The 8,358-nt window shown below is 71.6% G+C and carries 10 protein-coding genes; 3 read left to right on the forward strand and 7 right to left on the reverse strand.

From position 1 onward, the window contains the following. Positions 1 to 129: 129 nt before the first annotated feature. The 4 genes from BGO22_RS15910 to BGO22_RS15925 form a co-directional block, all read right to left on the reverse strand. Entirely contained in the window at positions 130 to 828 is a 699-nt protein-coding gene (locus BGO22_RS15910; RefSeq protein WP_070400347.1) for a glutathione S-transferase family protein, read from the reverse strand. 110 nt (positions 829 to 938) lie between these two features. Continuing rightward, a complete protein-coding gene (locus BGO22_RS15915) occupies positions 939 to 1,250 on the reverse strand; it encodes a metal-sensitive transcriptional regulator (protein WP_070400346.1) in 312 nt (103 codons plus the stop codon). Between the two features lie 102 nt (positions 1,251 to 1,352). Further along, on the reverse strand, positions 1,353 to 2,306 hold the full coding sequence (locus BGO22_RS15920) for a complex I NDUFA9 subunit family protein (RefSeq protein ID WP_286851678.1): 954 nt from the start codon (positions 2,304 to 2,306) through the stop codon (positions 1,353 to 1,355). Positions 2,307 to 2,332: 26 nt separating this feature from the next. Next, on the reverse strand, positions 2,333 to 4,333 hold the full coding sequence (locus BGO22_RS15925; protein WP_502686473.1) for a lytic transglycosylase domain-containing protein: 2,001 nt from the start codon (positions 4,331 to 4,333) through the stop codon (positions 2,333 to 2,335). Between the two features lie 51 nt (positions 4,334 to 4,384). On the opposite strand from BGO22_RS15925, the gene BGO22_RS15930 reads away from it, so the two are divergent. Next, entirely contained in the window at positions 4,385 to 5,035 is a 651-nt protein-coding gene (locus BGO22_RS15930; RefSeq protein WP_286851681.1) for a 5-formyltetrahydrofolate cyclo-ligase, read from the forward strand. Positions 5,036 to 5,041: 6 nt separating this feature from the next. Here the strand turns inward: BGO22_RS15930 and BGO22_RS15935 are convergent, their stop codons facing one another. Both BGO22_RS15935 and BGO22_RS15940 read right to left on the reverse strand, forming a co-directional pair. Then, positions 5,042 to 5,950 carry a DMT family transporter gene (locus BGO22_RS15935; RefSeq protein ID WP_286851683.1) on the reverse strand — a complete coding sequence of 303 codons (909 nt, stop codon included), beginning with the start codon at positions 5,948 to 5,950 and terminating at the stop codon, positions 5,042 to 5,044. A 78-nt stretch (positions 5,951 to 6,028) separates the two neighbouring features. Then, a complete protein-coding gene (locus BGO22_RS15940) occupies positions 6,029 to 7,054 on the reverse strand; it encodes a LysR substrate-binding domain-containing protein (protein ID WP_070400343.1) in 1,026 nt (341 codons plus the stop codon). Between the two features lie 115 nt (positions 7,055 to 7,169). Between BGO22_RS15940 and BGO22_RS15945 the strand changes: the two genes are divergently transcribed. Beyond that, positions 7,170 to 7,631, forward strand: a complete 462-nt coding sequence (locus BGO22_RS15945; RefSeq protein WP_070400342.1) for a DUF2917 domain-containing protein — start codon at positions 7,170 to 7,172, stop codon at positions 7,629 to 7,631. On the opposite strand, the gene BGO22_RS15950 is transcribed toward BGO22_RS15945, so the two are convergent. Continuing rightward, positions 7,617 to 7,988: a TfoX/Sxy family protein gene (locus tag BGO22_RS15950; RefSeq protein WP_204744068.1), complete on the reverse strand. Its 372-nt coding sequence runs from the start codon at positions 7,986 to 7,988 to the stop codon at positions 7,617 to 7,619. The genes BGO22_RS15945 and BGO22_RS15950 overlap by 15 nt on opposite strands. 34 nt (positions 7,989 to 8,022) lie before the next feature. On the opposite strand from BGO22_RS15950, the gene BGO22_RS15955 reads away from it, so the two are divergent. Next, positions 8,023 to 8,358: TetR/AcrR family transcriptional regulator (locus BGO22_RS15955; RefSeq protein WP_286851686.1), on the forward strand; the 336-nt coding region annotated here is incomplete at its 3' end.

Here is an 8,358-nt window from a genome sequence, read left to right on the forward strand (position 1 = left end):
GGCGCCGGCAGCCCGAGTTCGCGCGCCATGAGCGCGTCGCGCACCGCGCCGCCCACCAGATAGATCTGCATGGGCGCGAGTGTAGGTGGCCGGTTCGGGCCGGTCCCGCGCGGGGCCCGGCCGTGGGCGTCAGCGTGCGGCCGGGCGCAGGCGGTAGGGCTCGTCGAAATCGATGAAGTCGCGCTCTTTCAGGGCGCCGTCCACCCAGGCCGTCACGCCGGGCAGGGCGAGCACGCGGTCGACGTAGGCGCGCACCACGTCCGACACCGGAAGGGCGTAGGTGCGGATGCGCGTGCACACGGGCGCGAAGAAGGCGTCGGCGATGCTGAAGGCGCCGAACAGCAGGCCGTCGCCGGGCTGGGCGGCGAGCAGCTCGCCCCACATGGCCTCCAGGCGCGCGACGTCGGCGCGCAGGCCGGCCTGGTCGCGCCAGAGCAGGGCGCCGGTCTCGGGCAGCGAGGCCTCGATGTTCATGGGGCAGTGGTTGCGCAGGGCCGAGAAGCCGCTGTGCATTTCCGCGCAGACGCTGCGCGCGCGGGCGCGCTGGCGGGCGTCGGTGGGCCAGAGCGACTGGTCGGGGAAGCGCTCGGCCAGGTACTCGGCGATCGCCAGCGAGTCCCAGATGGCGAAGCCGTCGTCGACCAGCGCGGGCACCTTGCCGAGCGGGTTGACGGCCTTCACGCGCTGTTTAAAGACGGAGTCGGCTTCGAAGGAGTCGAAGCGGATGAGGACTTCCTCGAACGGGATGCCGGCCTGGCGCATGAGCACCCAGGGACGCATGGACCAGGACGAGTAATTTTTGTTGCCGATGAACAGTTGCAGGGGCATGGACGGGCTCCGTGAGAAGCCCGCATGCTAGGCGCCCCCGGCGGCCGAATCGATGCGAAAAACGGGCCCGATGGATGCGGGCCCGTCATGAATGCCTGGGTGCGCCGCGGTCAGGCGTATTTTTCGAGGATGCGCGTGGAGCGCTCCACGTCGCGCATGGCCGAACCTTCACCCGCGGACTCGGAAACGGCGGTCATCAGGGAGCAGGCCATCATGCGGTAGAAGGCCTTGTCCATCGCCTTGCGCGCGGCCGACATCTGCTGGGCCACCTCTTCGCAGGAGCGCTCGGTCTGCACCATGTCGATGAGACCGCGGATCTGCCCCTCGATGCGCTTGAGCCGATTGACCACATCGCGCTGGTTTTCGCTGCGCGGTTGGCTGGCGTGGCGGGAGGGGGGCGAAAAACCGTCGTACTGGGTCATGGTCCACCTATCAGTGAAAGGTACTCATTTGCGGAGGCGCGAGTGTGCCCCGAAACACCACCCCCGTACCGTTCGATGGACGCGATTGCGATGATGAAGCGATCAACGTCGCGCCTGCTGCCGCAAATGCAGTAGCTGGCTGCGCGGGTTGCGCTCGCCCAGGTAGGTGGGCGCGATGGCGTGCACGCTGGCGGGCGCGATGCCCAGGCTGTCCAGGCCCGGCAGCGCGCCGCTGGCCACGTTGGGCACCGACAGCGAGGCCACGTTGTCGCGGCTCATGAGCGGCTCGCCGGGCAACAGCTCCAGCAGGGCGGCTTGCCAGCGGCCGACGGCCAGCGGCAGCGGAACCACGGGACGCTGGGTGCTGCCCAGCCGGCCGGCGAGCCGCACCAGTTCGCCCAGCTCCAGCACCTCCGGTCCGGCGCACTCGATGGTGCGGCCGATGCTGGCGCGCCCCCGGGCGTCGTCGCCCAGGCAGGCCGCGACCGCCTCGGCCACGTCTTCCACCCACACCGGCTGCAGGCGCGCGTCGGCGCCGGCCAGCGGCACCACGGGGGAGAAGCGCTGCAGCCGCGCGAACAGGTTGAGGAAGCGGTCGCCGCGCCCGAAGATGACGCTGGGGCGCAGCAGGGTGAGGGCCAGGCCCGAGGCGCGCAGCACCTCTTCGCCGCGCGCCTTGCTGCGCTGGTACATGGAGGGGCCATCGACCGAAGCGCCGAGCGCGCTGATGTGCACCAGGCGGCAGGCCGCGTCGGCCAGGCAGGCCTCGGCGATGGCCAGTGGCAATTCCACGTGCACGCGTTCGAAGGCGGCCTCGTCGCCGTGCAGGATGGCCACCAGATTGACCACCGCGTGCTGCCCCTCCATGAGGCGCAGCAGCTGGCGCGTGTCGTGCACGTCGGCCTCGACCACCGTCACGCGCGGCAGGGGCAGCACGGCGGCGGCCTTGGCCGGCTGGCGCGTGGGCACCGTGATGTGCCAGCCGCGCCGCTGCAGCTTCTCGCAGACGTGGCGGCCGACAAAGCCGGTGCCGCCGAGCACGAGGACCTTCTTCATGACGCACCTCCTGGGGCGATGGCTCCTTAGGGCAACTCGGTGTTCTCCGCCGGTGCCGCCACGCTGCGCGGCCCGACGGTGCCCAGCCGCTGGCGCAGCGACTGCGGCGCGCCGCTCATGAGCGCGGCGTAGTTGACGGTGTTGGTGAGCACGCGCTGCACGTAGTCGCGCGTTTCCTCGAAGGGGATGTTCTCGGCCCAGATCTCGCCGGGCAGCACGGGGCCGTTGCGCCAGGCGCGCGCACGGCCGGGGCCGGCGTTGTAGGCGGCCGCGGCCAGCGGCATCGAGCCCTCGAAGTCGTCGAGCGCGAACTTGAGGTAGGCGGTGCCGATCTGGATGTTGGTGTCGCGCTCGCCGATCTGCTGCGGCTGGAAGTTGGACAGGCCGATCTTGCGGGCCGTCCAGCGCGCGGTGGCCGGCATCACCTGCATCAGGCCCGAGGCGCCCACCTGCGAGCGTGCCTCCACCACGAAGCGGCTTTCCTGGCGGATCAGCCCATACACGTAGGCCGGGTCCAGGCCGATGTCGCGCGTGCGGGCCACCACCTGCTCGCGGTGCGGCGTGGGAAAGCGCTGCTGCATGTCGATGGCCTCGCGGGTGCGCTGGCTGGTGTTGATGCAGCGGTCCCACAGCTGTTCGCGGCAGGCCAGGTCGGCGGCGGCGAGCAGCTCGCGGTCGCCCATGCCGCCGGGCGCGTGCAGCGCGATCTGGTAGTTCCACTCGCGCACCCCTTCGCCGCGCAGGCCCAGGCGGATGGCGGCGAGCGCGCGGCGCAGGCCAGGGTTCTGTTCGGCGGCGCGGCGCTCCTCGGCCGTCAGGGGCTCGGGCGGCGCGGGCGCCACGATGGGCAGGCCCAGCGACTCCATGGCCAGCATGCCGTGGAAGTCGCGCGGCGAGGCGATGGTCTCGTAGATCTCGCGCGCCTGGGCGCGCGCCACGCCGGCGTCGGGGTCCTGCAGGGCCTCGATGGTGCGCGCGCGCCAATAGGTCCAGCCGGTTTCGCCGCGCTGTGCGGGGCTCATGGCGTAGATGGCGTCGCGCACCGCGTCCCAGCGGCCCAGGCGCAGGCCGGCGCGCGCCATCCAGGCCAGGTGGTCGTCGGTCATGAAGCGCAGCTCGCCGCGCGCGAAGTAGCCCAGCGCCTCGGCCTGCAGGCGCTGCGCGCTGCGCTTGCCGATCACGCCCCAGAGCCAGCCGCGCTCCTCGGCCGTGAGCTGGGCGCGCCACTTCAGGCTGTCGAGTTCGCTGGCCGCGGCCGCCGGGTCCTGCGAGGCCAGGCGGATGATGGCCAGCGTGACCAGCTCCTTGGTGCGCGGGCGGATCGCGGTGATCTTGTCGTCGAGGTATTTCGCCGGGTTGGCCGCGACGGCGTCCACCGTGGGCACGGCCTCGGGCCGCACCAGGCCCACGGCCTGGCTGGCCGCGCGGCCGCGGCCGACTTCCATCATGAGCCGCGCGCGCTGCCAGGCCACGGCGGGCCGCAGGTGGCCGCTGGCCAGCAGGGCCTGCGCGGCGGTGGCGCAGCCGTCCTCGGCGTCGCGCTGTGCCAGCCAGAGCTCGCGCACGCGCTCGGCCGCCACCTCGGGCGGCAGCCGGCTGCCGGCGGCGTCCAGCATGACCGTGTAGCAGGTGACCTGGCGGTCGTCGTTCATGCGGAACAGTGGGCGCTCGGTCTCGAAGCGCGCCCAGTCGCGCGCCTTGCCGAGCTGCAGCAGCCAGTCGTTGCGCAGCCGGTCCTCCCAGTAGGTGCCGGCCATGGCGTCGAGCGCGGCGCGGATCTCGGGGGCGGGCGCGCTGTCCAGCCGCACGCGCATTTCCCAGTAGCGCGCCAGCGGCTCCAGCACATGGCCGCGCGCGCTGGGCAGCAGGCGCGTGAGTTCGCCGGACTGGCCGCGGCGGTAGGCCTCGCTCATGGCGAGCAGGGTCTGGTCGGACGCGGCGTTCTGCGCCCAGGCCATGGAAGGCAGCAGCAGCGCCGCCATAATGAGCCGCGCCCCCGGAATGGGGCGGGCCGCGAAACGCGCCATCCAGCGCTTGCGAAATCCCTGCATATCGACCTTCGTGACCACCAGCCGATTATGGACAGCAACGACGGCCAGAGTTCCCTACCGCCCGTGAACAAGACGGCCGGCGGCACGCCCGGCGAGCAGAAGGCGCGGTGGCGCAAGGCGCTGGTGGACAAGCGCCAGCGCCTCGGCGACCGCCTGTGGCGAAACGACCAGTTGCAGCGGGTGATGCGCGTGTGGCTGGTGAACCGGCCCGACAGCGTCATCGGCGCCTACTGGCCCATCAAGGGCGAGTTCGATCCGCTGCCCGCGCTGTTTCGCTGGCAGGAAGCGGGGCTCGAAGAGGACGCGCAGGGCCAGCAGCGGCACCGCCGCATCGCCCTGCCGGTGGTGAACAAGATCGACAAGACGCTGACCTTCTACACCTGGTACCCCGGCTGCCCCATGGAAGAGGACGCCTACGGCATCCCCAAGCCCAAGGACACCGAAATCGTCCATCCCACGCTGATCTTCGTGCCCTGCGTGGGGTACGGCCCGGGCGGCTACCGCCTGGGCTACGGCGGCGGTTTCTACGACCGCACGCTGGCCACCTTGCGGCCCCGGCCGTTCACGGTGGGGTTGGGCTATGACTTCGCCTTCCTGCCCATGCTGCGGCCCGAGCCGCACGACGTGCCGCTGGACGCCGTGCTGTGCGACACCGGCGTGGCCTGGCCGGTGAACTGAGAGGTCTCAGGGGTGCTCGGCCGTGGCGTGCGCCTCGGTGATGCGGCGCTCGTGGCGGACCAGGTAGATGCCGCTGCCCACCACGATGGCCGCGCCCAGCCAGGTGTGCGCGCCCGGTAGCGTCTGCCAGATCAGCCAGTCCAGTCCCAGCCCCCAGGCGAGCGCGCTGTACTCGAAGGGCGCCACGATGGAGGCCTGGCCGTGGCGGAAGGCCTCGGTGATGGCGAGCTGGCCGCAAAACCCCGTGATGGCCAGCGCCAGCAGCAGCGGCAGATCGGCGCGCGCGATCGGCAGCCAGTTCGGCAGCGCGAGCAGGCCCGCGCCCACCGCCATGGACAGCATCATGGTGAGGATCAGCGATTCGCTGCTGTCGCTGCGGCTGGCCAGGCGGCCCGCCACCGCGGCCACGGCGTAGCACAACGCCGCGCCCAGGATGGCCAGCCCACCCGCGGTGGCCAGGCCAGCCTGCAGGTCGCTGCCGCTGGGCCGCAGGGCGATGAGCACGCCACCGAAGCCCACCGCGATGGCCCACCAGTGCGCGGGCGGCACGCGCTCCTTGAGGACCGGCACCGATAGCGCGGTGATCAGCAGCGGGGCGATGAAGAACAGGGTGTACGCGGCCGACAGTGGCAGCGTGCGCACGCCCAGCGTGAACAGCGTGAGCATGACGATGCCCAGCACGCCGCGCAGCGCGTGCAGCGGCCAGCGCGCGCGCAGCACCGTGTGCCAGGTGCCGCGCCAGGCGATATAGGCCAGCACCAGCGGCAGCGCGGTCAGGCCGCGCAGCGCGGCGATCTGCAGCGCCGGGTAGCGCGCTGACAGGGTCTTGAGCACCGCGTCCATGAGCGCGAAGAAGCCCACGGCGATGAGCATGGCGACGATGCTGCGGAGGTTGCCGCTACTGGGTGGGGACATGTGTTGGCGCGAAGAAGCGTTGAGTCCGAGGGGGCCGCAGGCGCCGCCCCATGGGGGAGGCCGAAGGCGGCGCGGGGGTTAGTCAATCTGATCGACGGTGTCGGGGTCCGGCACGTCGCCGATGGCGTTGCGCGTGGCGGCGGCCTGGCCCAGCAGCCAGTCGGCGAAGGCCTTCACCTCGGGTCGTTGCTCGCTGCGCGGCGCCAGCACCAGCCAGTACACCAGCGGTGAGTCGATGCGCGTGTGCGGCAGCGGCTCCACCAGTGCGCCGCTGGCCAGGCTTTCGGCCACCAGCGGCAGGCGCGCCAAGGCCACGCCCTGGCCGATGATGGCCGCCTGCACGATCTGCTGCGCGTAGTTGAAGTACAGCCAGCGCTGCGGGTTCAGGCGCGGCTTGCTGCTGGCCCCCTTGCGCCCGCGCGGCGCGGGCTCGGGGCCGGCGAAGTGGTCCAGCCAGCGCTGCCAGGTGAGCCATTCCAGGTGGCGCGTGCGGTGCGCGTCGCCGGCCTCGATGAGCGAACAGCCGGCCAGGTCCTCGATGCGCTGGATGGGGTGGCTCTGCAGCAGCCAGGGGCTGGCCACGGGCGTGAGTTTTTCGCCGAACAGGCGCACCGCGCCCGGCGGCACGGCCTGCGGCACGGCGTAGCGCAGCGCCATGTCGACGTCCGCGGTGGCCAGGTCGACCGCGGCGTCGGTGGCGTCGATGCGGATGTCGATGTCGGGGTGGTCGCGCTGGAAGGCCTCCAGGCGCGGGATCAGCCACATCGAGGCGAACGAGGCCCAGGTGGTGATGGCCACGCTCTTGCGACCGGCGTTCTGGCGGATGTGGCGCACCGTGTGGTCCACGCGTTCCAGCGCGCTGGAGGCGGCGCGCAGCAGCATGCCGCCCGCGCTGGTGAGTTCCACCGCGCGCGTGTGGCGCAGGAACAGCGAGGTGCCCACCTCGTCCTCCAGCGACTGGATCTGCCGGCTCACCGCGCTTTGCGTGAGCGACAGCTCCTCCGCCGCGGCGCGGAAGTTCAGGTGCCGCGCGACCGCCTCGAAGGCGCGCAGGTGCCCCATGCCGATGGGGCGGGTTCGGGGGTGGCGGGGCGTCAGGCTCATGACCGATTGATGCGGTGGACGAATCAATAGCTTAGCCGGCTTTCATTGGACGTGTTGCGCTCCAGGCCCGAGGATCACATCCGCGCCAATACCCCCTGGCGCATGGAGAAACCCCATGGAAACCCGTTCCGAATCGGCATCAACCTCGCAGCGTCCCGGCTTCGCTGTGGGCGCCCACCGGGCCATCAGCCTGCGCCCCGCCGAAGACAGCCGCCTGCTCATCACCGCCGGGCGCGCCTGGGTCACGCTGAACCTGCCGCACCAGCCCGACGGCCTCGGTGACCACCGCGTCTGCGCCGGCGAATCGCTGCTCGTGCCGGCCGGCGCCCACCTGGTGATGGAGCCCTGGACCCGCGGCGACGCCCTGCGCTTCGACTGGAGCGTGCTGCCGCAGGCCGAGGCCCGCCCGCAGCGCTTCTCGCGCGACGTGGTCAAGCCCTCGCGCGAACTCGCGCTCGCGCTGGGCCAGGCCGCGCTGGCCTTCGGCCGGCTGCTGCGCGGCGTGCTGGGCTACACCGAGTTCCTCGTCGCCGGCCGCGGCCGTGTGCTCTCGCGTTTCGAGTCAAACCCGCCTTGATCGCGCGGCGGCCTTCTTGCGCGGCGCGCGCGCGGCCACCGCGGCCTGCAGCGCCAGTCGCGCCCAGGGCTGCATGAGGGCGGGCGATTCCATCGCCTCCTCGGGCGCCGTGAAGTAGTTCAGCCGCATGGGCTTGCCTTTGGCCTCGTAGACGAAGGGCTGGCAGCCCGCCGCCAGCCAGCGCGGCTCGGTCTCGGCATTGCCTTTCAGGTACAGCGTGTTCCAGGCCACCAGGCCCACGTTCATGCCGTCCACCGACACACCCCAGCCCCCGAACATGCGCCGGGCCACCACGGGGCCCAGCGGCGACAGCAGTTCGCAGACGTGTTCGACGAAGGGATCGGAGGCGGCGGGCATGGGCGGATGAAAAGGCGGAAGGCAGAATCCTGACATGGCTCGCCCCAAGTCCGCTACCCATGACCTCAAACGCGACGAAATCCTCGACGTCGCCGCCCAGTGCTTCGCGCGCCAGAGCTTTCCGGCCGCCAGCATGAACGACATCGCCAAGGCCTGCGGCACCAGCAAGGCGCGGCTGTACCACTACTACGAGAGCAAAGAAGCGATCCTGTTCGACCTGCTGGACCGTTACACCCAGCGCCTGCTGGCCCTCATCGGCGAGGCCGAGGGCAGGGCCCAGCGCAAGAACCTGTCCGAGCGCGACGCGCTGAGCGAGCTGGTGCGCGCCTTCCTGGCCGAGTACGAAACCAGCGCCACGCGCCACGCGGCC

Source organism: Hydrogenophaga sp. 70-12 (assembly GCF_001897365.1).
In the GTDB taxonomy this organism is placed as follows: domain Bacteria; phylum Pseudomonadota; class Gammaproteobacteria; order Burkholderiales; family Burkholderiaceae_C; genus Hydrogenophaga; species Hydrogenophaga borbori.

What these genes read in the sequence shown, in the direction of transcription:
- BGO22_RS15940 (WP_070400343.1), bottom strand. Translation starts at nt 7,054, where the DNA reads ATGAGCCTGACGCCCCGCCACCCCCGAACCCGCCCCATCGGCATGGGG.
- BGO22_RS15920 (WP_286851678.1), bottom strand. Translation starts at nt 2,306, where the DNA reads ATGAAGAAGGTCCTCGTGCTCGGCGGCACCGGCTTTGTCGGCCGCCAC.
- BGO22_RS15925 (WP_502686473.1), bottom strand. Translation starts at nt 4,333, where the DNA reads ATGGCGCGTTTCGCGGCCCGCCCCATTCCGGGGGCGCGGCTCATTATG.
- BGO22_RS15935 (WP_286851683.1), bottom strand. Translation starts at nt 5,950, where the DNA reads ATGTCCCCACCCAGTAGCGGCAACCTCCGCAGCATCGTCGCCATGCTC.
- BGO22_RS15910 (WP_070400347.1), bottom strand. Translation starts at nt 828, where the DNA reads ATGCCCCTGCAACTGTTCATCGGCAACAAAAATTACTCGTCCTGGTCC.
- BGO22_RS15915 (WP_070400346.1), bottom strand. Translation starts at nt 1,250, where the DNA reads ATGACCCAGTACGACGGTTTTTCGCCCCCCTCCCGCCACGCCAGCCAA.
- BGO22_RS15945 (WP_070400342.1), top strand. Translation starts at nt 7,170, where the DNA reads ATGGAAACCCGTTCCGAATCGGCATCAACCTCGCAGCGTCCCGGCTTC.
- BGO22_RS15950 (WP_204744068.1), bottom strand. Translation starts at nt 7,988, where the DNA reads ATGCCCGCCGCCTCCGATCCCTTCGTCGAACACGTCTGCGAACTGCTG.
- BGO22_RS15930 (WP_286851681.1), top strand. Translation starts at nt 4,385, where the DNA reads ATGGACAGCAACGACGGCCAGAGTTCCCTACCGCCCGTGAACAAGACG.